Source organism: Rivibacter subsaxonicus, assembly GCF_004217215.1.
GTDB lineage: Bacteria > Pseudomonadota > Gammaproteobacteria > Burkholderiales > Burkholderiaceae_C > Rivibacter > Rivibacter subsaxonicus.
In genome coordinates this window covers 644,095-667,093 of record NZ_SHKP01000004.1, presented here as the reverse complement: position 1 = coordinate 667,093, position 22,999 = coordinate 644,095, and the positions used below count along the sequence as shown (strand labels likewise).

Genomic DNA, 22,999 nt, shown 5'->3' with positions numbered 1-22,999 from the left:
GAAGAGTCTGACTAGCAGCCGGCGCCGTTGACCAGCCGCTGCAGCCCCGCCTCGTCGAGGATGCGGATGTCGCGCTGCTTCACCGCGAGCAGGCCCTCCTCCTGGAACTTCGAGAAGGTGCGGCTCACAGTCTCGAGCTTGAGGCCGAGGTAGCTGCCGATCTCCTCGCGCGTCATGCGCAGCACCAGCGCGGTCGACGAGAAGCCGCGCGCCTTGAGCCGCTGCGCCAGGTTGAGCAGGAAGGCCGCGAGCCGTTCCTCGGCGCGCATGCTGCCGAGCAGCAGCATCACGCCGTGGTCGCGCACGATCTCGCGGCTGAGGATGCGATGCAGTTGCTGCTGCAGCTGCGGGAACTGCTGGCCGAGCTCGCCGATCTCGCGGTAGGAGATCACGCAGACCTGCGAGTCCTCGAGCGCCACCGCGTCGACGCCATGGACGCCGGTGCCGATGCCGTCGAGGCCGAGCAGTTCGCCCGCCATCTGGAAGCCGGTGACCTGGTCACGACCGTCCTCGCTGCCGAGGCAGGTCTTGAAGAAGCCGGTGCGCACCGCGTAGAGCGACTCGAAGCGGTCACCGCAGCGGAACAGCTCGCCGCCACGCGGCACCGCCTTGCGCACCAGCTTGAGCTCGTCGAGCCGCGCCAGATCGTCGTGCGACAACCCCACCGGCAGGCACAGCTCGCGCAGGTTGCAGCTCGAGCACGAGACCTTCAGGGCATCGGCGATCGGAACGGTAGCGGACATGGACTTGGCGGCAGACCCGCGCAATGACGGAACTTTGATTCTGCGCCTTCGATCCGGGCTCGGCTTGATCGACGTCAAGACCGATGTTCGCCGCCGCGGCACAGTCGCTGCATGAGCGCCGAAACCGCCGACCGCTTCGGTCAGTTGCTGGCACGTTTTGACGTGCCGGGGCCGCGCTACACCTCCTACCCCACCGCCGACCGCTTCGTCGAGGCCTTCGGCCCGGCCCAGTACCGGCAGGCGCTGGCGCACCGCGCCGTGGCCGGACCGGTGGGCGGGGTACTGCCGCTGTCGATCTACGTGCACGTGCCGTTCTGCGAATCGGTCTGCTACTACTGTGCCTGCAACAAGGTCGTCACGCGCCAGCACGACCGCGCTCGCGAGTACCTGGCGGCGCTCGAACGCGAGATCGAGCTGCATGTGCAGGCGCTCGGCACGGCCCAACCCGTGTCGCAGCTTCACCTGGGCGGCGGCTCGCCGACCTTCCTCAGCGACGCCGAGCTCGAGCGGCTGATGCTGGCGCTGAACCGCGCCTTCCGGCTGCAGCCGCAGGCCGAGGTCTCGATCGAGGTCGACCCGCGCACGGTCGACGGCGCCCGCCTGCAACGCCTGGCCGACATGGGCTTCAACCGGCTCAGCTTCGGGGTGCAGGACTTCGACCCCGAGGTACAGAAGGCAGTGCACCGCGTCCAGCCCTTCGAGTCGGTGCGCGCGCTGCTGCTGCGCGCGCGCGAGATCGGTTTTTCCTCGATCAACGCCGACCTGATCTACGGCCTGCCGCGCCAGACCGAGGCCTCGTTCGAGCGCACCATCGGCCAGGTCGGCGGGCTGAGGCCGGAGCGCATCTCGCTCTACGCCTACGCGCACCTGCCGGCGCGCTTCAAGCCGCAGCGCCGCATCCACGCCGCCGAGCTGCCGCCGGCCGCGGCCCGGGTCGCGATGCTGCGCAGCGCGCTGACCGGCTTTCTCGGCCTGGGCTATGCCCATGTGGGCATGGACCACTTCGCGCTGCCCGACGACCCGCTCGCGGTCGCCAAGCGCCAGGGCCGGCTGCACCGCAACTTCCAGGGCTACAGCACGCATGCCGATTGCGACCTGGTCGGACTCGGCGTCTCGGCGATCGGCCGCATCGGCGCCTGCTACAGCCAGAACAGCAAGACGCTGTCGGAGTACTACGACGCGCTCAATCAGCACCAGTTTCCGGTCGCGCGCGGGCTGGCGCTGAACCGCGACGACCTGCTGCGGCGCACGGTGATCATGGCGCTGATGTGCCAGGGCCGGGTCGACTTCGAGTCGGTGGAACTGGCGCACCTGGTGCGGGTGCAGGATCACTTCGGCGCCGAGCTGGCGCGCCTGCGGCCGTTGGCCGACGAGGGCCTGGTCGAGATCGAGCGCGACGCGATCCAGGTCACCGCGCTCGGCTGGTACTTCGTGCGCGCGATCGCGATGGTCTTCGACCGCTACCTGCAGACCGACCTCAAGCGCGAGCATTTCTCGCGGGTCATCTGAGCTCGTCGACCGACTCGACCAGCGCTCGGTGGCGCCACCGAGCGCGTGACTCGGCCTAGCCAGCAGCCGCCGCGGATCCGGCTCTGCCGGTCCGCCAGCGGCGCCCCCTTGAGGGGGAGGCGCCGAAGGCGCTTCGGGGGTGACCCAGCTAATGCACCATCAGCACCGGCACCGTCATCGACGCCAGCACCGTGCGCGAGGCGCCGCCGAGCACCAGCTCGCGCGCGCGGCTGTGGCCGTAGCAGCCCATCACGAGCAGGTCGGCATTGGCGTCGGCCGCCAGTGACAGCAGGCCGTTGCCGACATCGCGCGCCAGCGCCCCGTGCTGCTCGACTGGCGCCGTCACGCCGTGCAGGCGCAGGTAGTCGAGCAGTTCGTTGCGCTGCTCGGGGCTGACCCCGGGTGCGGCGACCAGGTGCACGCGCCGTGCATTGCGCAGCATCGGCAAGGCCGCGACCAGCGCCCGGGCCGACTCGCGTGCCGGCTTCCAGGCCACCAGCGGCTCGCGCCCGGGCTCGCCGTCGATCTCGCCGGCGTAGGGCACCACCAGCGTCGGACGGCCGGCGCTGACCAGCACCGACTCGGCGAAATCGGCAGGCACGCCGCCGCCGTTGGGATCGGTGGGGTTGTGCTGACCCAGGACCAGCAGATCGGCACTCAGCGCCTGCCGGACCACGCTCTCGATCAGCGGCTCCGTGCCCGCCTCGATCCAGCGCGTCGGTGCCACACCACCGGCCAGGTCCTCGAAGATTGCGCGCGCGCGTTGCCGGCGCTGCGCCTGCAGTTCCTCGATCAGCGGGTAGATCGCGCTCGCCCCACCCATCACGACCGGCAACTGGCTGGTGATCGGCATCACCGCGAACTGGGCGCTGAGCCGCGCGCCATGCTGCGCCGCCAGTGCCCGTGCCACGCGGGCGCAACGCGGATCGTTGTCGCTGCCGTCGAGGTGCAGCAGGATCGACTTGAACTCACTCATGGAGTCGCTCCTTTCGATTGACTTCGCTTAGTCGAGCGTCACCCAGGCCACGCACAGGCGCAGTAGCAGCCAGCCCGCCGCGACCACGAGCGGCAGTGCCAGCGCCAGCCCGGCGATCCACGCGTGGGCATGTGTCATGACCGGCCTCAGCGCGGCTTGGTCGCGCAGGTGCTCAGGCCCAGCAACGAGTAGCCTGGGCAGACCCGCAGCAGGCCGGTTGCCAGTGGCAGCACGCCCAGGTAGCCCCAGACGCCGACGACACCGCTGGCGGCCAGCGCGATCAGCGCCAAGCCGGCGCCGATGCGAGCGACGCGGTCAAGAGATCCGACATTGGGCTTCATGCTGACTCCTGCGTTTGGGTTGAACCATGCTGCGCCGCGCCTCGCAACGCGTCATTGCGCCAGATCAAGGCGCGCCGCAATCGCCTGCGCCATGCTGACCCGCCTGCAGCGTGCCTTGATCTGGCGCAACGATCGGGCGCCGGCGCTGCGTAGAGTTCCAAGCGGGTCGACCCGGCCGACGGGTCCGCCTCTTGAACCGGAGTCTTGCCATGGTATTCAGTCCCAGCACCACCACCGGCATCCAGGACAAGGCGCTCAGCTCGACGCCACGCAGCGAGCTCGTGCGCTTCCTGCTCCGCCAGCGGCTGCACGACCTGGAGCGCCGGCTGATCGACATGTCGCACGCACCGCAATGGCGGCGCTGCGCGGTCGTCGGCGACGGCGAGCTCGAGCCGGCGTCTGCGCCGGCCGAGATCACGGCGCCGCTGGCCGAGGTACGGGCCGCGATCGAGCGCTTCGCCCATGGCCACTTTGGCCACTGCACGGACTGCGGCGTGGAGATCGAGACCGACCGCCTGCTGCTGCGGCCACAGGTGCGGCGCTGCGCCGACTGCGAGGCCGCGGCCCGCGCCGAAGCCGGCTCGCATCGCCCGGAGACCAGCTCGGAACCCCGGTGATCGGCTCCGACGGCGACGCCGGCCCACCCTTGCCGCCACGCTCTCGCGCAACCCGCGTGGCCGCATGGCGGCTGGCGGCGCTGGCCTGGTTGCTGCTGGCCGGCGCCGCGTCGCTCGCAGGCGCGGCCGAGCCCGCATCGCCGCCGACCCGCGCCAGCCTGATGCCGATCAGCTTCGCGCCGGCGCTGCAGCGCGGCCTGGCGCTCGCCGTCGGCGTCTACGGCGTGGCACGTCCCGATCCGGCCGCCGCCAGCACGCGGCGCGCGGGCGAAGAGGCCGGGGCGCGCGCCGGCGACAGCATCGGTGCCGGCTTCATCGTCGGCGCCGACGGGATGATCGTGACCGCGGCGCATGTGGTCGCCGACGCTGCGCAGATCGTCGTGCGCCTGCCCGACCAGCGCATCGTCGCGGCCACGCTGGTCGGCGCCGATGCGGCCTCGGACATCGCGCTGCTGAAGGTGCCGCTGCGCCTGCCCGAGCCGGCGACGCGCGGCGAGTCGGGCACGCTGCGCCCGGGCGACTGGGTGCTGGCGGTCGGCGACCCCTACGGCCTGGCGCGCTCGGTCACGGCCGGCATCGTCGGCGGCACCGACCGCCACTTTGCCGAGGACGCCGGCCTGCTCTTCATCCAGACCGATCTCGCGATGGCGCCGGGCAGTTCGGGCGGACCGCTGCTCGACATCAACGGCCGCGTCGTCGGCATGAACACGCGCATGCTGGTCGGCGCCTACGGCAGCGTCGGCATGGGGCTGTCGGTGCCGATCGAGATCGTGATGCAGATCGCCGAGGAACTGCGCCTGGGCCGGCCACCGAGCCGGCCTCGGCTCGGCGCGAGCTTCGACGACGTGTCGCCGCCGGCCGCCCTCGCCGCCGGCCGGCTGCACGCGCTGGGGGTGGTGATCGACGAGGTCGAGCCGGACGGCGTCGCCGCGCGCGCCGGGCTGCTCGCGGGCGACGTGGTCATCAACATGAACGGCAGCGCGATCGACCGCAGCGCCGACCTCGCGCGCGCCCTGCTGGCTTGGCGCCGCGTCGAGGGCAGCAGCTTCACGGTGCTGCGCGCGGGACGGTTGGTCGAGCTTCGACCCTAAGGTCCGCCAGGTCGCCGAGACTGCTGCCGGTTGCGATCGCGAACGGCCCGCTAGCACCCGACTGAGGAGAGCGCGCGGCTCGCGTGTTGCCTATGCTTGCTCGCCACATACCGCGAGGAGGCAGACCATGCTCAACACCGGCTCCATCCACCCGCGCCGCGCGATGCTCGCAGCGGCCATCGCCGGCACCGCCGCCGCGCTGCCGGTGTTGCCGGCGCTTGGCCAGCCATCCGATCCGGAGAAGCAGAAGCGCAGGCTCGAGGAGTTCCCGGCCGACAAGGCCGGCGAGGCGCATGGCGACGGACTGGACGCCATCAAGAAGCAGATCGGCGACACCCCTCTCTCGACGCCGCCGGCGCTGCAGAAGCTGCTGGACGAACTGGTACGGCGCGGGTTGCTGACGCCGGCCGACGCCAAGGACATTGCCGAGATCATCGCGATGCTCAAGGCCGACAAGCCGGTGTCGGACATCAAGCGCGTTGCGGACCAGATGCACGAGCGCCTGCTGAAGGCCAAGGACAAGAGCAGCCGGCTGGCGCTGGCGATCGTCGGCATCGCCAAGAACAGTTGCCTCAAGGCGCTCGAGTTCGCGAAGGAACATCGCTACCAGATCCGCATCGTCTGCGCCGACATCGGTGGTGCCCTCACCGGCGCACAGGCCGGCGCGATCTTTGGCGGCCCGGCAGTGGCAGCAGCCACCGCCGTCATCGGCGCGATCGCGGCCTCGGCTTACTCCGCCTTCGGTGACGAGCCACCGCGGCGCTGAGCACCGATCGCGGTGATTAGCTCGAGTACTTCACCGAGCAGCCGTAGGCCTGCGTGGTGGGCGTGCTGACCGGCTTGCCGGCCATCGCCTCGGCCAGCGCGGTCTTGACGTAGTTGGTCGCGGCCGGGATGTCGGCCGGGTTCGCGGTCGGCTTGCTGTCGATCGCGCCGGCGTAGATCAGCTTGCCCTGCGGGTCGATCACGAAGGTGTGCGGCGTGGCCTTGGCGCCATAGGCGCGGCCGACCTTGCCGTCGTCGTCCATCAGCGTCGCGGTCGGCGCGCCCCCCTGCTGCTGCATCCACTTGCCGAGTTCGGCCGGCTTCTTGTAGTCGCCCGCGCCCGGCGCGGTGCTGCTCACCGTCAGCCAGACCGCGCCCTTGGCGGTGGCGTCCTTCTGCGTGGCCTGCATGTTGGCGGCGCCGTAGTGCTTGACGACGAAGGGGCAGCCGGGGTTGACCCACTCCATCACGACGTACTTGCCCTTGTAGTCGGCCAGGTTCACGGTCTTGCCGCCGGTGTCGGTGACGCTGAAGGCCGGGGCCGGCTGGCCGACGGTGGCCGCCGCCATCGCGGTGCCGCCGGCGAGGCAGGCGGCGGCGATCAACGCGGGGGCGAACACGAACTTGCTGAAGGTCATGGCAACGGCTCCTTGAGGTTTCGAGGACGGTTCATCACAACTTGCCGAGCGCCTCACGCACCTCGGCCACGCTTGGAAGCTCGGACAGCAGCAACGGGCCACCCGTGGCGCCTGGCTTGTAGAACGCATAGACGGGCACCCCGCTGCGGCCCAGGCGCGCGAGTTCGGCGCTGATGGCGGCGTCGCGCGCGGTCCAGTCGGCGCGCATCAGCGTGACCTGTTTGGCGTCAAAGGCGGCCAGCAGCTCGGCGTTGGCGAAGGTGGTGCGCTTGTTGTACTGGCAGGTCACGCACCAGGCGGCGGTGAAGTCGACGAAGACCGGCTTGCCCTGGGCATTGAGCTCGGCCACGCGCTCGGCCGACCAGGGTTGCCAGCGGGCGCCGCTGGCACCGGTGGCGGCGGCGGTAGCCGGAGCCGCGGTCCACAGCGGCAGCGCCAGCGCCAGCGCGGCCACCACGCCCGCGGCAGAGGCCGACCTGAAGCCCAGCCGCGCCGCCGGGCCGAAACCGCGCGGGCCGAAGGCCCAGGCCGCGAAGCCCACCGCCACCAGCACCGCCAGCAGCGCCGCGGCGCCGTCGACGCCAACCTGGCGGCCCAGCACCCAGACCAGCCAGACCACCGTCGCAAACATCGGGAACGCCAGCAGCGCACGCAGCCGCGCCATCCAGGCGCCGGGCCGCGGCAGCGCGCGCGCGATCGCCGGCACCAGGCTCGCCGCGAGGTAGGGCAGCGCCATGCCGAGGCCGAGCGCGGCAAAGATCACCAGCGCCTGCCAGGCCGGCAGCGCCAGCGCGGTGCCGAGTGCGGCACCCATGAACGGCGCGGTGCAGGGCGAGGCGATCGCCACCGCCAGCACGCCGGTGAGGAAGGCGTCGAGCGCCGGATGGCGGGCGCGCAGCCCGCCGACGCTGCCCGGCAGCACCGAGCCGACCTCGAAGACATCGAGCAGGTTGAGGCCGATCAGCGTGAACAGCACCGCCAGCGCGGCGACGAAGCCGGGCGACTGCAACTGGAAGCCCCAGCCGATCTGCTCGCCGGCCGCGCGCAGCGCCAGCAGCAGCCCGGCCAGCAGCACGAAGCTCGCGATCACGCCCACCGTGTAGGCGACGCCACCGATCGCCAGCCAGCGGCGGTCGTGCGCATGGTCGGCAAAGCTCAGCACCTTGAGCGAGAGCACCGGGAACACGCAGGGCATCAGGTTCAGCAACATGCCGCCGAGCAGCGCGAAGACCAGCGCCAGGGTGAAGCCGGCGTAGCCGCTGGCGGGCTGGGTCGACGTCGCTGCGCCGGCGTTGCGATCGAGCGCCTCCTGCAGCGCCGGGCTCACCGGCGCGATCGGCTTCAGCGCCGGCCAGTCGCCCTCGACCCTGGCCTCGATGCGCCAGGCGGGGCCGCCCTTGGCGTCGTCGAAGCGCAGCAACGCCGCCATCTGCGCCGGGCTCTCGCTGCGCTGCAGGGCCAGCGGCACGCGCGCGGTCCAGGCATCGCCCTGCCATTGCTGCTTGATCGGCGCGGCGGTTTCGATGACGCCGGCCAGTTCGGCATAGAACGCGGCCTCGCGGCCCTGCGCCGATGCGGGCAGGCCGGCGACCGTCCAGAGCAGCGCGTCGCCGTCGATGCGGGCGCTGGCCCTGGCCGCGGGCAGCACCTGCGGCCGGCGCGCGAACGCGGCCTCGAAGGCCGCACCGTGCGCGGCGATCGCCTGCGTGGTCGGCAGGCTGAGGCTGAACTCGCCGGACTCGGGGATGCACTCGGTCTTGCAGACCAGCCAGTCGGCGCGCAGCTTCACGTCGAGCCGCTCGCCGCTGAAGTCGGCCGGGACGGTGAGCGCCACCGGCAGCAGCACCGTGCCCTCGTAGCCGTGGTTCAGCAGCGGGCCGATCGGCAGCCGGCTCGGCGCCGGCCAGTCGATCGCCGAGGCCGTCACGCCGGTCGGCAGGGTCCAGGCCAGCGTGGTCGGCAGGCCGGAGTCGCCCGGGTTCTTCCAGTAGGTGTGCCAGTGCGGTTCATGCTGGATCTGCAGGCCGAGCCAGACCGGCTTGCCCGGGCCGACGCCCTCGGGCGCGTGGGCCAGCAGTTCGGCGCGCACCTGCTCGGTGCTGACGACGGTGCGATCGGTGGCGGCGGCCTGCGCCGACAGCGCGAGCGCAGCGAGAACGAGGCCCGCGAAGGGGCGCCAGAACAGCGAACTCAAGGACATGGGCAATCTGAATGCGAATCGGACCCGGGAGTTCCGGGCACCGGCCGGTTGCGAGCCGGCCGGCCGGTGAGTCGGCGCGCAGCGCGACGCCATTACACTGATTGTCCCCCGTGCCGCGCCCGCGCCGCTGCCACGGGTTTTTCGTTTCAGAACGTAGCTGTCGCCCCGATGTCTTCCTCCACGAACCCCGCCGCCGCCGGCTGGTCGCTGCTCTACGTGGCCGACCCGCTGTGCTCCTGGTGCTACGGCTTTGCGCCCTCGCTGGCGGCGGTGCACGCGCGCTGGCCGCAGTTGCCGATCGAGCTCGTGCTCGGCGGCCTGCGGGTCGAGGGCGAGCCGCTCGACGCGCGCCTGCGCGGCCTGCTGCAGCATCACTGGGACGAGGTCGCACGCCGCAGCGGCCAGCTCTTCGTGCCCGACGCGCTGCAGCGCGAGGGTTTCGTCTACACCACCGAGCCGGCCTGCCGGGCGGTGGTGACGGTGCGCGAACTGGCACTGGCCGAGGATCCGGCCAGCGCGCCGGCGCAGGCGCTGGCGATGTTCCATGCGATCCAGGTCGCGTTCTACGCCGAGGGCCGCGACGCCACCGATGCCGAGCTGCTGGCCGACGTGGCGCAGCGCATCGGCGTCGATCGTGCGCGTTTCGCATCGGCCTTTGCCGATGCCGCGATGCAACTGCGCACGCAGGAAGACTTCGTGACCGCGCAGCGCCTGGGCATCCGCGGCTTTCCGGCGCTGGCGGCGGTGCGCGAGGGCCAGGGCCGATTGCTGGCGCAGGGCTGGCTGGCGCCCGAGGAGTTGCTGGCCCGACTCGAGACCGAGTTCGGCGCATGAACCTCGAGGCCCTGGTGGTCTCGACCGGCGTCGTCGCCGTCAGCGAGATCGGCGACAAGACTCAACTGCTGGCGCTGGTGCTGGCGGCGCGCTTTCGGCGGCCGTGGCCGATCGTCGCCGGCATCCTCGTCGCAACCTTGGCCAACCATGCCGGCGCGGCGCTGCTCGGCAGCGTGATCCAGGATCTCATGCCGGCGCACTGGCTGCGCTGGGCCCTGGCGGCCAGCTTCTTCGCGGTAGCGCTGTGGGCGCTGAAGCCCGACGAGCTCGACGACGACGGCGAGCTGCCGCGCGGCTCGGCGCTTGGCGTGTTCGGCGTCACCACCGTCGCCTTCTTCCTCGCCGAGATGGGCGACAAGACCCAGATCGCGACCGTGATGCTGGCCGCGAAGTTCGACTCGATGCTCAGCGTGACGATCGGCACCACGCTCGGCATGCTGCTGGCCAACGTGCCGGCGGTCTTCCTCGGCGACAAGGCCGTCAAGTTCGTGCCGCTGCACTGGGTGCGGCGGATCGCGGCGGCGCTGTTCGCGCTGCTCGGCGTGCTGGTGCTGGCCGGCGTCGGTGGCTGAGCAGACCGCTCAGGCCGCAGCCGGCTTGACCACTGCCAGCTTGCGCGCCTCGCGAATCGGCAGGTGCAGCAGCGCGGCGGCGACCGCCAGCAGGATGTCGGCGTACCACATCCAGTCGTAGCTGCCGGTCAGCTCGAAGCTCTTGCCGCCCAAGTACGCGCCGAGGAAGCCGCCGATCTGGTGCGCCAGCATCACCACGCCGAACAGCAGGCCCATGTTGGCGGTGCCATGGAACTTGGCAACCAGGCCCGCGGTCGGCGGCACGGTCGAGAGGTAGGTCAGGCCGATCACCGCGGCGAAGACCAGCATCGTGATCTCGGTCTTCGGCGCCAGCACGAAGATCAGCACCGCCAGCGCGCGCGTCGCGTAGATCAGCGACAGCAGCGACTTCATGCGCCAGCGCCCACCCTGGAAGCCGATGGCCCAACCGATGGCGAAGCTGCCGATGATGTTGAACAGCCCGATCATCGCCAGCGACCAGGCGCCCACCGCCGGCGGCAGCTGGCAGCTCGCGACCACGCCCGGCAGGTGGGTCGCGATGAAGGCGACGTGGAAGCCGCAGACGAAGAATCCGGCCGACAGCAGCCGGTAGCTCGGATCGGCCAGCGCCTTGCGCAGCGCACTGCCGCTCGAGACCGGCGCTGCCGCGGCACCCGTCGCGCCCGCGGCCTTCAGCGCCGCCGCACCGCTGCCGCGCAGCACCCAGGCCGCCGGCAGTGCGAGCAGGCTCAAGAGGGCGAGGCTCTGCACCGCCGCCACCCAGCCGGCCGCCGCCGCGATGCCACCGGCGATCGGCGCGAACAGGAACTGGCCGAAGGAGCCGCCGGCGTTGACGATGCCGGTGGCCATGCCTCGCTTCTCGGCGGGGATCAGGCGCGCGGTGGCGGCCATCAGCACCGAGACCCCGGCCAGCCCGGCGCCGCCGGCGGCCAGCACGCCGATCGCCAGGATCAGGCCGGCGGTGCTCTGCATGAACGGGATCAGCGCGGTGCCCAGCGCGACCATCAGCACGCCGGCGACGATCACGCGCCCGGCGCCGACGCGATCGGCCATCAGGCCGGCAATGGGCTGGGTCAGGCCCCACCACAGCTGACCGAAGGCGAAGGCCAGGCTGATGCTGGCGATGCCGAGGCCGGTGGCGCTGTTGATGTTGCCGAGGAACAGGCCCATCGACTGGCGCGCGCCCATCGTCACCGCGAAGGTGCCGCCGGCGGCCAGCAGCACCAGCCAGACGGCGGGCGCGGCGCGCATCGATCGTTGCTCAGTCATCCTGCTCTCCCTCGTCGGATTCCCCGGCCTCGGCGGCGTCGAGCTGCAGCAGGCATTCGTCGATCAGCGCATGCAACTGCACCACGCGCTCCTCGCCCAGGCGCGCGTTGAGCTCGAGCTGCGATCGCTTCCAGGCGCGCTGGGCCTGCGCCCGCAGCGCCTGGCCGGACTCGGTGGCGCTGACCAGCAGGCTGCGCGCGTCGGCGCCGGGCTCGATCACGATCCAACCCTGGGCCTGCAGCGGCTGCAGGTTGCGCGTCAGCGTCGAGGGCGCGATGCCGATGGCCGCGGCCAGCGCGCCGGGCTGGATCGGCCCCAGCTTGACGACATAGGACAGCAGCGAGTACTGGGTGCCCTTGAGCCCCAGCGCCCGCACCTCGGCGTCGTAGAGCCGCGCGACGCGGCGCCCGAGCTGGTGCAGCTTGAGGTTGGTGCAGCCCTGCGGCGACGCCACGGCAAGCTTGCCGTCACGCGTGGCCTTCTTCTTGACGCTGGTGTCCATCTGCATTATTGTAGTTGCATCATTTGTATATGCAACTAGTTTGACCAAGGATCTGGAAATGGACATCAACGAGACCATCGCCCGCTGGGAAGCCGACGAACAGGCGGTGCGCGCCCGGCTGAACCCCGGGATCGGCTGGGCACGGCCCGAGCAGGTGATCGGCAAGCCGGGCATGGCGCTGTTCGAGGCCATCTTCGACGGCAGCCTGCCGTCGCCGCCGATCGGCCACACGCTGGACTTCCTGCCGGTCGAGGTCAGCCCCGGCCGCGCGGTATTCCAGGGCCGACCCAACGCGCGCCACTACAACCCGATGGGCGGCGTGCATGGCGGCTGGTTCTGCACCCTGCTCGACTCGGCGGTCGGCTGCGCGGTGCACTCGGCGCTGCCGGCCGGCAAGGCCTACACCACGCTCGAGATCAAGGTCAACATCGTGCGCGGCCTCACCGATCGCGTGCCGCTGGTGCGTGCCGAGGGCGTGACGATCCACGTCGGCAACCAGACCGCGACCGCCGAGGGGCGGATCGTCGGCCCCGATGGCAAGCTGTACGCTCACGCCACCACCACCTGCCTGGTGTTCGACTTCCCACCCAAGGGTTGAAGCCGAATGCCCGTTCCGCGATGAGACTTCTTCACACCATGCTGCGCGTCGGAGACCTGCAGCGTTCGATCGACTTCTACACCCAGGTCATGGGCATGAAGTTGCTGCGCCGAAGCGAGAACCCCGAGTACAAGTACTCGCTGGCCTTCCTCGGCTACGGCTCCAACCCCGAGCATGCCGAGATCGAGCTGACCTACAACCATGGCGTCTCGAGCTACGAGATGGGCACCGCCTACGGCCATCTCGCGATCGGCGTGCCCGATGCCGCTGCCGCCTGCGAGAAGATCCGCGCCGGCGGCGGCAACGTCACGCGCGAGGCCGGACCGGTCAAGGGTGGCAGCACCGTGATCGCCTTCGTCACCGACCCCGACGGCTACAAGATCGAGCTGATCGAGCGCCGCGAGTCGGCGGCGCAGCCGGCCGACCCGCTCAAGGCCTAGCAGGGCGCCGGCCGCGACCGGTCGCCGGGGCGCCGTCAAGACCCAGTACAAAGCGTCACCAACGCTTGGCGCGGCCGCAACGCGTGGCTTGACGCCGCCGGGGCCACCGCTCAGGCTTGAGTTCATGCAGTCCGACGACGAGCGCCGCGCCGTCAGCCATGAGCCCGAGTCCCCGCCACCGGCGGTGCCGGTGCTGCGCGACCCGCGCCTGCTGCTCGAGCGCACGCTGGCCGGCTGGCAGGACGACCAGGACCTCTGGGTCTTCGGCTACGCCTCGCTGATCTGGCGGCCCGAGTTCGAGGCCAGCGAGCGGCGACTGGCCAGCGTCCACGGCTGGCACCGCTCGCTGCGCATGCGCTCGCGCATCAACCGCGGCTCGCCCGAGCGGCCGGGGCTGGTGTTCGCCCTGCTGCCGGGTGGCAGCTGCCGCGGCGTGGCCTACCGCCTCGCGCGCGAGCGGGTGCCGACCGAGATCGAACGGCTGTGGGCGCGCGAGATGGCCACCGGCGTCTACGACCCGCGCTGGTTGCCCTGCCGCACCCACGCCGGCCCGGTGCGCGCGCTGGCCTTCACGCTCGGCCGCAACAGTCCCAACCACACCGGGCAACTGGCCGAGGAAGAGCTGCTCGCGATCCTGCGCCACGCGCGCGGCCGCTACGGCAGCACGCTCGAGTACCTGCTAGACACCGAGCGCAGCCTGCGCGCGCACGGCATCCGCGACCGCGGCATCGAGCGCCAGGTGGCGCTGGCGCTGCGCCACGGCCTGGCCGCGCCGCGCAGCGAGCGCGGCGGCGATGACTGAGGGCCTGCCTGAGGGTCCGCGCCCGGCGCGCCACCTCCATTTCATCGACGGCCTGCGCGCCCTGGCGGTGCTGGCCGTGATCGTCTACCACCTCGACGAGCGCCTGCTGCCGGGCGGCTTCACCGGGGTCGACGTGTTCTTCGTGATCTCGGGCTACGTCGTGAGCCAGTCGGTGGACGGCCTGCAGCCGCGCAGCCTGCTCGAGTTCGTCAGCGCCTTCTACGCGCGGCGCATCCGCCGCATCGTGCCGGCGCTGCTGGTCTGCCTGCTGGTGAGCGCGCTGGTCTCGACGCTGCTGGTGCCGCGCGCCTGGCTCAGCGACACCAACGAGCAGACCGGCATCGCCGCCTTCTTCGGCGTCAGCAACGTGGTGCTGGCCCACCAGAGCGACACCTACTTCTCGCCGCGCAGCGAATACAACCCCTTCACCCACACCTGGTCGCTCGGTGTCGAGGAGCAGTTCTACCTGGTGTTCCCGCTGCTGTTCTACGGCTGGGTCGCCGCCGGCGCGGGCTGGGCCCGGCAGCGGCGCTCGATGCTCGGCTACGCGCTGGTGCTGGTGGCCTCGGTGGTCGCCGCGCTGCTGCTCGGCAGCAGCCATCCGCAACTGGCCTTCTATTCGATCCTGACCCGCTTCTGGCAGCTGGCGGCCGGCGTGCTGCTCTACCAGCTGACGCGCCGGCCCGCCTGGGCTGCCTTGCGGCTGCCGCCGGCCGCCCTCGCCGCGATCGGCGCGCTGGGCCTGGCGCTGATCGTCAGTGGCTTGCTGTTCGCCAACGCCGAGCGCTTTCCGCTGCCCTGGGCGCTGGCCCCGGTAGTCGGCACCCTGCTGGTGCTGGCAGCGCTGCGCGCGGAGCCCCTGCCCTCGCCCGTGAACCGCCTGCTCTCGGTGCCGCCGGTGGCCTACACCGGCCGCATCTCCTATTCGCTCTACCTCTGGCACTGGCCGGTGCTGGTGATGCTGCGCTGGACCATGGGCATCGAGCAGCCGGCCCAGAAGGCCCTGGCGCTGGCGCTCACCGCCGCGCTGGCGGTGGCCTCCTATCACGCGGTCGAGAAGCCGTTCCGGCAGCAGCGCGGCAGCGGCGGTCCCTCGCGGCGCGCGGTCATCGCCTGCGGGCTCGGCGCGGTGGCGCTGGGCGGCGCGCTGGCGGCGGCGATGTTCGCCGCGCAGCCGCGGCTGAGCCTGAGCCGCACCCACGACGCCGCCATCTGGTACCCGGACGGCGTCCCGGCCCAGGCCGCGGTGGCGCCCGCCTGCGCGCTGGCCGAGAGCAGCGCGCCCTTCGAGGATGGCTCGCTGCGGCACTTCGCGCCCGGTGGCTGCCCGGCCGCCGCCACGGCGCCGCGGCTCTTCGTCGCCGGCGACTCTCATGCCTGGGCCTATACCTCGATGCTGCGCCGCCACGCGCAGATCAGCGGCAGCGAGATCTGGCTCTACACCAAGGGCGGCTGCGGCTTCATGCGGCTGACCTTCGCCCAGTTCGTCGAGCGGCCGCATTGCCACCGCTACCTCTCGGCACTGGCGGCCGAGCTGCAGCGCCAGGCCCGCCCCGGCGACGTGTTGTTCCTGCCTTCACTGCGGCTGGAGCGGCTGGCCAACCAGTGGGGCGCCTTCGAGCGCGAGCAGGTGCTGGCGCGCTCGGCCAGCGAGCAGGCGCAGACGCGGCGCCGCGCGGCGGCCGAGGAGGCGATCGGCGTGCTGCGTCCGCTGACCGAGCGCGGCGTGCAGGTGGTGTTCGAGGCACCGAAGCCGCTGTTCGCGGTGGCGCCGTTTCGCTGCAGCGACTGGTTCAACCGCATGAACCCTTCCTGCGCGGCCGGCTTCGAGATGGCGCGCGACTTCCTGCTCGACTATCGCAAGCCGATCCTCGAGTCGATGGCGCGCGTGTCCGGCGAGCTGCGCCACGTGACGATCTGGGATCCGTTCCCGGTGCTGTGCCCGGCCGCACCCTGTCGCGCGGTGGATGAGCGCGGTCCGATCTACTTCGATGCGGACCACCTCAGCGGCCTAGGCAACCTGCGGCTCTATCCCAGCTTTGCCGAGCGCATGCTGCAGCTCAGGGACGCGGCTCAGGGCGCCGCGTACAACTCGCGCAGCAGCGCGAGGTCGGAGCGTGTGTCGACGTCGAGCAGCACGCCCGGGTCCGCCAACTCGACGCCGAAGGACGGGTAGCGGCCCAGCAGGCGCCGCGCGCCCTCGTCGCCCGAGAGCGTGGCCAGTTCCGAGTAAAGCTCGGCGGCAAAGCCGACCGGATGGCCGCGCTGGCCCTGGTGCTGCGCGTAGACCGCCGGGTGCTGCGGCAGGTGCCGCGCCAGCTGCACCAGCGTCGACGACTTGATCATCGGCATGTCGCCTGGCAACACCAGCCAGCCGCTGGCGTTGGGTCGGGCGCAGACGCCGGAGGCGATCGAGTAGCCCATGCCGAGCGACTCGCCGGCGCCCGGGCTGCCCGGCAGCGGCAGGAGCACGATGTCGCGCGCCGCCACATGGCTGGCCACCTCGGGTTGCAGCGCGCCGGTCGTCACCACGACCACGCCCAGCCCGCTGCCCAGCGCGTTGCTGATCGTCGTGCCCAGCACGGTCGACGTTCCCAGAGACTGCGCCAGCTTGTGGCGCTCGCCGTTGAAACGCGAACTCCGTCCCGCCGCCAGCACGATCACTACCGGTGCCTCGCGGTTCACCATCGCCACATCCTTGCTTCGAACGCCGGCTCCCAACGGCCGACGCATGTGCCTATCTCAGCTTGAGCACCGCCCCGGCGTAACCCGTGCGTGCACTTACTCGATTGCCCGACCCCAAGCTTTGGCTGCGGCGAACCCTAGGAAGTCTCGTGCATGTGCAAGCGCACGCCTGCGCCTCAGGCCAGGGTTTCGAAAGGCAACTTGCGCAAGCGCTTGCCCGACAGCGCCGCCACCGCGTTGGCCACCGCCGGCGCCAGCACCGGCGTGCCGGGCTCGCCGAGGCCGGTCGGCGGATCGCTGCTCGGCACGAAGTGCACCGCCACCTTCGGCGCCTCGGGCAGCCGGATCGGCGCGTAGTCGGAGAACTGACCCTGCTCGATCGCGCCGTTCTTCAGCGTGATCGCCGCCCCCGGCAGCGTGGCGTTGTAGCCATAGGTGGCACCACCCTGGATCTGCGCCTCGGCGTTCTTCGGGTTGACGATGGTGTTGGCGTGCACGCCGGCGGTGACGTTGTGCACCACCGGCCGGCCCTCCTTGATCGACACCTCGGCAACGTAGGCCACCACCGAGCCGAAGCTCTCGTGCACCGCCACGCCGAAAGCGCGACCCTTGGGCAACTGGCGCTTGCCATAGCCGCTCTTGTCCACCGCCAGCTTGAGCGCGGCGACGTGCCGCGCGTGCTTCTTGTCATCGCCCCAGCGCGCCAGGCGCCAGGCCACCGGGTCCTGGCCGGCGGCGCGCGCGACCTCGTCGGCCAGCGTCTCCATCACGAAGGCGGTGTGGGTGTGGCCGACCGAGCGCCACCACAGCACCGGCACCGGCTCCTCGGGGTGCGTGACGCGCACGCGCAGCGGCACGCCGTAGTCGTTCTCGACCACGCCCTCGGTCATGGTGGCGTCGATGCCGTCCTTGACCATGAATTGCTCGAAGGGCGTGCCCTTGAGGATCGACTGGCCGACGATCGCGTGGTCCCAGGCCACGACCTTGCCGCTGGCGTCGAGCCCGATCTCTGCGCGGTGCACATGGGAGGGCCGGTAGTAGCCGCCCTTGATGTCGTCCTCGCGCGTCCACACGACCTTGACCGGGCCGCCGCTCGCGCCGCCCTTCTCGCGCCAGGCCTTGGCGATCTGCGCGGCCTCGCGCAGGTAGTCCGAACTCGGCACCGCGCGCCGGCCGAAGCCGCCGCCGGCCGCCATCGTGTTGAGCACGACCTGCTCAGGCTTGAGGCCGAGCACCTGCGCCAGCGCCATCTGGTCGATGGTCTGGAACTGCGAACCGGCCCACACCGTGGCGCCGCCGTCGCGCAACTCGATCGTCGCGTTGAGCGGTTCCAGCGGCGCGTGCGCGAGGTAGGGGAACTCGTACTCGGCGACGATCTTCTTGGTCGCGGCGCCGAGCGCGCTCACGTCGCCGGCCAGCGCGGTGAGCTTGGGCGCCTTGGCCTCGGTCTTGAAGCGGGCGATCTGCTCGGTGCTGTCCAGACCGGCACTGGCACCCGGCTTCCACGTCACCTTGAGCGCATCGCGCGCCTGGCGCGCCGGCCAGAAGCCGGTGGCGACGATCGCCACGCCGCTGCCGCCGCGATCGCTCGGCACCTCGAAGACATCCAGCACGCCGGGGATCGCCTTGGCCGCGCCGGCATCGAGCGTGTCGACCTTGCCGCCGAAGGTCGGCGCGCGCACCAGCATCGCGGTCTTCAGGCCCGGCAGCTTCATGTCGATGCCGTAGCTCTTGCGGCCGGTGACCGTGGCGACCGCATCGATGCGCGGCGTGCCGTTGCCGATGGTGCGAAAGGCCTTGGCCTCCTTGAGCTGCACCTTGGCCGGCAGCGGCTGCTGCGCGGCCGCGGCGGCCAGCAAGGCATAGCTCGCGCGCCGTTCGCCGGCGATGACGAAGCCCTTCTCGGTGCGGATACCGGCCGGATCGATGCCCCACTCCTTGGCGGCCGCGGCCACCAGCATCGCGCGCAAGGTGGCACCGACCTCGCGGTACTGCGGCCAGGAGTGCGCGGTCGCGGTCGAGCCGCCCGTCATCTGGATGCCGAACAGCGGATCCTTGAAGGGCTCGGCCGCCGGCGCGAGGCTGGCGCGCACCTGCGACCACTCGACGTCGAGTTCCTCGGCTAGCAGCATCGGCAGCGTGGTGAGCGCGCCCTGGCCGAAGTCGAGCCGGTTGACGCGGATCTCGACCGTGTTGTCCGGGTTGATCCTGACAAAGGCGTTGGGATCGGCCGGCGGCTTGGGCGGTGGCGCCGCGCCATCGGCGGCCTCCGCCGTCGGCGCCGCGGCGAAGGCCACCGCGAGGCCGCCTCCGGCCAGAGCCGAGAGTTGCAGGAAGGCGCGGCGATCGACCTCGCCACCCTGCCAGCGCGCGGCGGCCTCGGCGCCAGTCGACTGTTCGTCGCGCCACATCATGCGTTCGAGCTTCATGGTCTTGCTCCCTTCAGGCCAGCGACTTCGCGGCGTCGTGGATCGCGGCGCGGATGCGCTGGTAGGTGCCGCAGCGGCAGACGTTGCCGGCCATCGCGGCGTCGATGTCGGCATCGCTGGGCTTGCGCTTGGTCTTGAGCAGGCCGGTGGCGCTCATGATCTGGCCGCTCTGGCAGTAGCCGCACTGCGCCACGTCGTGCTTGAGCCAGGCCGCCTGCACCGCCTTGCCGACGCGGTCCTCGCCGACCGCCTCGATGGTCGTGACCTTGGCACCGGCCACCGCCGACAGCGGCAGCACGCAGGAGCGCGTGGCCGCGCCGTTGAGATGCACGGTGCAGGCACCGCAGGCGGCGATGCCGCAGCCGAACTTGGTGCCGGTCTGGTCGAGATGGTCGCGCAAGGCCCACAGCAGCGGCGTGGTGGGGTCGGCATCGACCGTGACGGACTGGCCGTTGAGGCTGAACTGGGTGCTCATCGAAGGAGTCTCCTGGCTGGCTCGATCGCCGACTGTGACCGCAGGCGGCGCCGCGCGGCGGCGCTCGCCGCAAACCCCAACGCGGCGCGGGGGCAATGGCACCGGGCCGGTGCCACACTTCGCACCATGACGATGAACAAGCCCTCCGACCTGGCCGAGCTGCGCAAGAGCTACGAGGCCGGCGAACTCGACGAAGCGCAGGCCGCGAGCCTGCCGCTGCAGCAGTTCCGAGCCTGGCTCGAGCATGCGATCGAGGCCAGGGTTCCCGAGCCCAACGCGATGACGCTGGCGACCATCGGCACCGGCAGCGATGGCATCGCGCGGCCCTCGACGCGCGTGGTGCTGATCAAGGGCTGCGACGAGCGCGGCATCGTCTGGTACACCAACTACGAGAGCCGCAAGGGGCGCGAACTGGCGGCGCACCCTTTTGCGGCGCTGCAGTTCCACTGGGTCGAGCTCGAGCGCGTGGTGCGCATCGAGGGCCGGGTCGAACGCGTCAGCGATGCCGAGAGCGACGCCTACTACGCGACGCGCCCGCTCGATTCGCGCCTCGGTGCCTGGGCCTCGCCGCAAAGCCGGGTGATCGAGTCACGCGCGGTGCTCGTGACCGGCGCCGCCAAGGCCGCCGTGCAGCACGGCCTGCACCCGCCGCGGCCGCCGCACTGGGGCGGCTATCGCCTGGTGCCGGAACGCTTCGAGTTCTGGCAAGGCCGCAAGAGCCGGCTGCACGACCGGCTGCGCTACACGCTGCAGGAAGGCGGATCCTGGCTGCGCGAGCGGCTCGCACCCTAGGACGACGGCGATGAGCGCGCGCATTCATGTCGGCATCGGCGGCTGGAACTTCGAGCCCTGGCGCAACAACTTCTACCCGGCAGGCTGGCCGCAGGCACGCGAGCTCGAGTACGCCAGCCGCCAGCTCGGCGCGATCGAGATCAACAGCACCTACTACAGCTCCCAGAAGCCGAGCACCTTTGCGCGCTGGCGCGACGAGACGCCGGATGACTTCGTCTTCTCGCTGAAGGCCTCGCGCTTTGCCACCAACCGGCGCGTGCTGGCCGAGGCCGGCGAATCGATCACGCGCTTCGTCGGCAGCGGCATCGCCGAACTCGGACCGAAACTCGGCCCGATCGTCTGGCAGTTCGCGCCGACCAAGCGCTTCGATGCGGCCGACTTCGAGGCCTTCCTGCAGCAGTTGCCGCCGGCCGTTGACGGCATCGCGCTGCGCCACGCGATGGACGTGCGGCACGAGAGCTTCAAGAGCGCCGACTACCTCGCGCTGGCGCGCCGCCACGGCGTGGCGACCGTCTTCACCGACTCCGACGACTACCCCTCCTTCGCCGACATCAGCGGCGGCTTCGTCTACGCCCGCATGATGCGCACCGACCCCGCGCTGCCCGAGGGCTGCACGCCGCAGGCGCTCGACCAGCTTGCCGCCTGCGCCCGCGCCTGGCGCGACGGCCTCGAACCCGCCGGCCTGCCGCGCGTCGAGGCGCCGCCGGCGGCGCCGGTCGCGCCGCGCGATGTATTCATGTTCTTCATCAGCGGCGCCAAGGAGCGCGCGCCGGCCGCCGCGATGGCGCTGCAGCGGCGGCTGGCGCCTTAGCCCGGACCGGACCGGCTCCGCCCGCCGCCCGCGGGCCACTCCTCGCGCAACAGCCCGTAGACATGGACGTCGTAGGTCGCACCCTTGGCCGTCCAGCGCTGGCGCAGCGTGCCCTCGCGCGTGAAGCCCACGCGCAGCAGCAGCGCATTGGAGGCCTCGTTGGCCGGGTTCACCTCCGCCTCGAGCCGGCGCAGGCCGAGCTGCGCAAAGCAATGCGCGCAGAAGGCCTCGAGCGCCTCGTGCATCAGGCCCTGCCCCCAATGCCGACGGCCCAGCACGTAGCCGATCTCGGCGCGCGCGCTCGACTCCTCGTAGCGAAAGAGCAGCAGCGTGCCGATGACCTTGGCGCTGCTGCCGAGCTCCAGCACCAGCTGCCGGCCCGAGCCCGCCTCGCCCAGGGCCGCCATCCGGGCCAGCCAGCTGCGGCCATCCAGTGCCGACTGCCAGGTGCTGTAGGGCAGGAAGGCGGTGACCTCGGGATCGCCGTTGATCTCGAGCAGGTCGTCGAGATCGGACTCGCGCACCGGGCGGATCGTCAGGCGGGCGGATGCGATGGCATCGATCGGTGGCAGTGACATGGCAGAGCTATTCGTTCGCGGCTCGGCGGCTGGCTCAGGCCAGGTCCGCCACCATCAGGTGGTAGGTGCTGCGCAGCTCGATCTTCCTGAAGCCGCAGGACTCGTACAGCTGCTGCGCGGGGTTCTGCGGATGCACCGTCAGCGCGACGCGCGCATGGCCCGCCTGCCGGGCGGCCGCCAGCGCCGCCTGCATCAGCGGACGTCCGTGGCCCCGGTGCTGGAACGGCGGCAGCAGCGCGATGCCCAACTGCGGCGTCTGCTCATCCATCGAGGCCAGGCCGACGCCGGCCGGCAGCAGGCGCATCCAGCAGGCACCGGCATCGACCCCGTCGACCTGGGCAACGACGCCGACATCGCCCGGCCGGCCCCAGTCCTCGGCGTAGATGCGCACCCCGGGGACCTCGAGCACCTCGATCGGACGCAGGCCCGCGGGCGGCGGGTCCCAGAGCGCCACGTGGAGCCAGTGCCACAACTGCGGCTGGTCGGCGGCGACGAGGGGGCGGAAGCGAAGCATGACTTTCGATTCGAGCTTGGGCGCGCGCTCAGCGCAGCGACGGCGACATGCCGGGGCACCGCATCCGCTAAGACTCGAGCGCCCGGAAGATGAGCAGGAAGACCGGAGGAACCAGCGCGATCGCGAGGCTCACCAGCGAAGGCCTGAGCAGGGGGCCGCTGGTGCGCGCGACCTTGAGGCCATGCACCAGCAGGGCGAGCACCGAGGCAGCCGCGACCGGGATCGCCAGCAGCCCCATGAACGAGCCGCCGCCCTGCGCCGCCATGAAGACGACGATGTAGGCATAGACCTGCAACAGCAGTGGAAAGATGAAGGTGGCAAGAACTCGCATTCAGCAGCGGCGATGCGGTGTAGGCGCAGACGATTGCCTGCGGATCGAAGCTTATCCCGCAGCCACGGGGATCGGCGGTATCGCCGCCGTCCCTGCGTGGAGGCGGCCGCGTCGCTACGACCCGCTGACGAACCAGACCTTGGCGATGCCGGCCGGCGAGACCTCGTAGATCGCCGCGACCTCGAGCGGCGCGTCCGGAACACCGGTGACGCGCTCCTGGTCGATGACCTTGTTGCCGAAGACCATGCGGTTCACCAGCTCGGCATGCAGCCCCGGCAGGTTGAAGCGGTTCTTGCGGTAGTGCTCGGCCAGCGCCGCCTTGCCGACGATGACGGGCTCCGCGCCCGGCAGCCGGTAGACGAGCACGTCGTCGCTGTACTCGCGCACGAAGCGCTCGAGGTCGCGCGCGTTGTAGGCGTCGAGCTGGCGCTGGGCAAAGGCGGCGGGGTCGAAGGCGTCGGGCATGGCGGTGGTGGAGTGCGGAGGG

26 protein-coding genes are annotated in these 22,999 nt (G+C 71.3%); 12 read left to right on the top strand and 14 right to left on the bottom strand.

Features of this window, described 5'->3' with window-relative positions:
* Window positions 1-11 precede the first annotated feature (11 nt).
* Window positions 12-743: a helix-turn-helix domain-containing protein gene (locus EV670_RS03040; RefSeq protein ID WP_130430328.1), complete on the bottom strand. Its 732-nt coding sequence runs from the start codon at window positions 741-743 to the stop codon at window positions 12-14.
* Between the two features lie 111 nt (window positions 744-854).
* Between EV670_RS03040 and hemN the strand changes: the two genes are divergently transcribed.
* Window positions 855-2,252 (top strand): oxygen-independent coproporphyrinogen III oxidase, encoded by a 1,398-nt coding sequence (hemN, locus tag EV670_RS03035; RefSeq protein WP_130430327.1) that lies wholly within the window; start codon window positions 855-857, stop codon window positions 2,250-2,252.
* A 148-nt stretch (window positions 2,253-2,400) separates the two neighbouring features.
* Here the strand turns inward: hemN and EV670_RS03030 are convergent, their stop codons facing one another.
* Both EV670_RS03030 and EV670_RS03025 read right to left on the bottom strand, forming a co-directional pair.
* On the bottom strand, window positions 2,401-3,228 hold the full coding sequence (locus tag EV670_RS03030; protein WP_130430326.1) for a universal stress protein: 828 nt from the start codon (window positions 3,226-3,228) through the stop codon (window positions 2,401-2,403).
* A gap of 146 nt (window positions 3,229-3,374) precedes the next feature.
* The gene (locus EV670_RS03025; RefSeq protein WP_130430325.1) at window positions 3,375-3,569 is read right to left on the bottom strand and encodes a YgaP family membrane protein; all 195 of its coding nucleotides are present in this window, start codon (window positions 3,567-3,569) and stop codon (window positions 3,375-3,377) included.
* Window positions 3,570-3,778: 209 nt separating this feature from the next.
* On the opposite strand from EV670_RS03025, the gene EV670_RS03020 reads away from it, so the two are divergent.
* From EV670_RS03020 to EV670_RS03010, 3 genes are all read left to right on the top strand, one after another.
* Window positions 3,779-4,186, top strand: coding sequence for a TraR/DksA family transcriptional regulator (locus EV670_RS03020; protein WP_130430324.1), 408 nt, complete (start codon window positions 3,779-3,781; stop codon window positions 4,184-4,186).
* 56 nt (window positions 4,187-4,242) lie between these two features.
* Window positions 4,243-5,277: a S1C family serine protease gene (locus EV670_RS03015; protein ID WP_130430323.1), complete on the top strand. Its 1,035-nt coding sequence runs from the start codon at window positions 4,243-4,245 to the stop codon at window positions 5,275-5,277.
* Window positions 5,278-5,404: 127 nt separating this feature from the next.
* Window positions 5,405-6,043: a bacteriocin class II family protein gene (locus EV670_RS03010; protein ID WP_130430322.1), complete on the top strand. Its 639-nt coding sequence runs from the start codon at window positions 5,405-5,407 to the stop codon at window positions 6,041-6,043.
* 16 nt (window positions 6,044-6,059) lie between these two features.
* On the opposite strand, the gene EV670_RS03005 is transcribed toward EV670_RS03010, so the two are convergent.
* Window positions 6,060-6,680: a thioredoxin family protein gene (locus EV670_RS03005; protein WP_130430321.1), complete on the bottom strand. Its 621-nt coding sequence runs from the start codon at window positions 6,678-6,680 to the stop codon at window positions 6,060-6,062.
* A gap of 34 nt (window positions 6,681-6,714) precedes the next feature.
* Window positions 6,715-8,880, bottom strand: coding sequence for a protein-disulfide reductase DsbD family protein (locus EV670_RS03000; RefSeq protein WP_130430320.1), 2,166 nt, complete (start codon window positions 8,878-8,880; stop codon window positions 6,715-6,717).
* A 168-nt stretch (window positions 8,881-9,048) separates the two neighbouring features.
* On the opposite strand from EV670_RS03000, the gene EV670_RS02995 reads away from it, so the two are divergent.
* Window positions 9,049-9,714, top strand: a complete 666-nt coding sequence (locus tag EV670_RS02995; RefSeq protein WP_130430319.1) for a DsbA family protein — start codon at window positions 9,049-9,051, stop codon at window positions 9,712-9,714.
* Window positions 9,711-10,286 carry a TMEM165/GDT1 family protein gene (locus EV670_RS02990; protein ID WP_130430318.1) on the top strand — a complete coding sequence of 192 codons (576 nt, stop codon included), beginning with the start codon at window positions 9,711-9,713 and terminating at the stop codon, window positions 10,284-10,286. The genes EV670_RS02995 and EV670_RS02990 overlap by 4 nt, the downstream gene beginning before the upstream one ends.
* Before the next feature lie 9 nt (window positions 10,287-10,295).
* Here EV670_RS02990 and EV670_RS02985 read toward each other — a convergent pair whose 3' ends face one another.
* On the bottom strand, window positions 10,296-11,555 hold the full coding sequence (locus EV670_RS02985) for an MFS transporter (protein WP_130430317.1): 1,260 nt from the start codon (window positions 11,553-11,555) through the stop codon (window positions 10,296-10,298).
* Entirely contained in the window at window positions 11,548-12,057 is a 510-nt protein-coding gene (locus EV670_RS02980) for a MarR family winged helix-turn-helix transcriptional regulator (protein ID WP_130430316.1), read from the bottom strand. Before EV670_RS02980 ends, EV670_RS02985 begins: the two co-directional genes overlap by 8 nt.
* A gap of 58 nt (window positions 12,058-12,115) precedes the next feature.
* Here EV670_RS02980 and EV670_RS02975 point away from each other — a divergent pair, with 58 nt between their 5' ends.
* From EV670_RS02975 to EV670_RS02960, 4 genes are all read left to right on the top strand, one after another.
* Entirely contained in the window at window positions 12,116-12,655 is a 540-nt protein-coding gene (locus EV670_RS02975; RefSeq protein WP_207224986.1) for a PaaI family thioesterase, read from the top strand.
* A 20-nt stretch (window positions 12,656-12,675) separates the two neighbouring features.
* Window positions 12,676-13,095 carry a lactoylglutathione lyase gene (gloA, locus tag EV670_RS02970; RefSeq protein WP_130430314.1) on the top strand — a complete coding sequence of 140 codons (420 nt, stop codon included), beginning with the start codon at window positions 12,676-12,678 and terminating at the stop codon, window positions 13,093-13,095.
* Window positions 13,096-13,219: 124 nt separating this feature from the next.
* Window positions 13,220-13,897: a gamma-glutamylcyclotransferase gene (locus EV670_RS02965; RefSeq protein ID WP_130430313.1), complete on the top strand. Its 678-nt coding sequence runs from the start codon at window positions 13,220-13,222 to the stop codon at window positions 13,895-13,897.
* A complete protein-coding gene (locus EV670_RS02960; protein WP_130430312.1) occupies window positions 13,890-16,073 on the top strand; it encodes an acyltransferase family protein in 2,184 nt (727 codons plus the stop codon). Before EV670_RS02965 ends, EV670_RS02960 begins: the two co-directional genes overlap by 8 nt.
* Here the strand turns inward: EV670_RS02960 and EV670_RS02955 are convergent.
* The 3 genes from EV670_RS02955 to EV670_RS02945 form a co-directional block, all read right to left on the bottom strand.
* On the bottom strand, window positions 15,971-16,585 hold the full coding sequence (locus EV670_RS02955) for a nucleotidyltransferase family protein (protein WP_130430311.1): 615 nt from the start codon (window positions 16,583-16,585) through the stop codon (window positions 15,971-15,973). The genes EV670_RS02960 and EV670_RS02955 overlap by 103 nt on opposite strands.
* A gap of 173 nt (window positions 16,586-16,758) precedes the next feature.
* Entirely contained in the window at window positions 16,759-19,011 is a 2,253-nt protein-coding gene (locus EV670_RS02950; RefSeq protein WP_130430310.1) for a xanthine dehydrogenase family protein molybdopterin-binding subunit, read from the bottom strand.
* Window positions 19,012-19,024: 13 nt separating this feature from the next.
* Window positions 19,025-19,486 carry a (2Fe-2S)-binding protein gene (locus EV670_RS02945; RefSeq protein ID WP_130430309.1) on the bottom strand — a complete coding sequence of 154 codons (462 nt, stop codon included), beginning with the start codon at window positions 19,484-19,486 and terminating at the stop codon, window positions 19,025-19,027.
* Window positions 19,487-19,618: 132 nt separating this feature from the next.
* Here EV670_RS02945 and pdxH point away from each other — a divergent pair, with 132 nt between their 5' ends.
* Window positions 19,619-20,278: a pyridoxamine 5'-phosphate oxidase gene (pdxH, locus tag EV670_RS02940; RefSeq protein WP_130430903.1), complete on the top strand. Its 660-nt coding sequence runs from the start codon at window positions 19,619-19,621 to the stop codon at window positions 20,276-20,278.
* A 10-nt stretch (window positions 20,279-20,288) separates the two neighbouring features.
* Window positions 20,289-21,089 (top strand): DUF72 domain-containing protein, encoded by an 801-nt coding sequence (locus EV670_RS02935; RefSeq protein WP_130430308.1) that lies wholly within the window; start codon window positions 20,289-20,291, stop codon window positions 21,087-21,089.
* Here EV670_RS02935 and EV670_RS02930 read toward each other — a convergent pair.
* From EV670_RS02930 to EV670_RS02915, 4 genes are all read right to left on the bottom strand, one after another.
* Window positions 21,086-21,667, bottom strand: coding sequence for a GNAT family N-acetyltransferase (locus EV670_RS02930; RefSeq protein ID WP_130430307.1), 582 nt, complete (start codon window positions 21,665-21,667; stop codon window positions 21,086-21,088). The genes EV670_RS02935 and EV670_RS02930 overlap by 4 nt on opposite strands.
* 34 nt (window positions 21,668-21,701) lie before the next feature.
* Window positions 21,702-22,181 carry a GNAT family N-acetyltransferase gene (locus tag EV670_RS02925; protein ID WP_130430306.1) on the bottom strand — a complete coding sequence of 160 codons (480 nt, stop codon included), beginning with the start codon at window positions 22,179-22,181 and terminating at the stop codon, window positions 21,702-21,704.
* 67 nt (window positions 22,182-22,248) lie between these two features.
* On the bottom strand, window positions 22,249-22,512 hold the full coding sequence (locus EV670_RS02920; RefSeq protein ID WP_130430305.1) for a hypothetical protein: 264 nt from the start codon (window positions 22,510-22,512) through the stop codon (window positions 22,249-22,251).
* A gap of 114 nt (window positions 22,513-22,626) precedes the next feature.
* Complete coding sequence (locus tag EV670_RS02915) at window positions 22,627-22,977, bottom strand: nuclear transport factor 2 family protein (protein ID WP_130430304.1); 351 nt, start codon at window positions 22,975-22,977, stop codon at window positions 22,627-22,629.
* Window positions 22,978-22,999 lie beyond the last annotated feature (22 nt).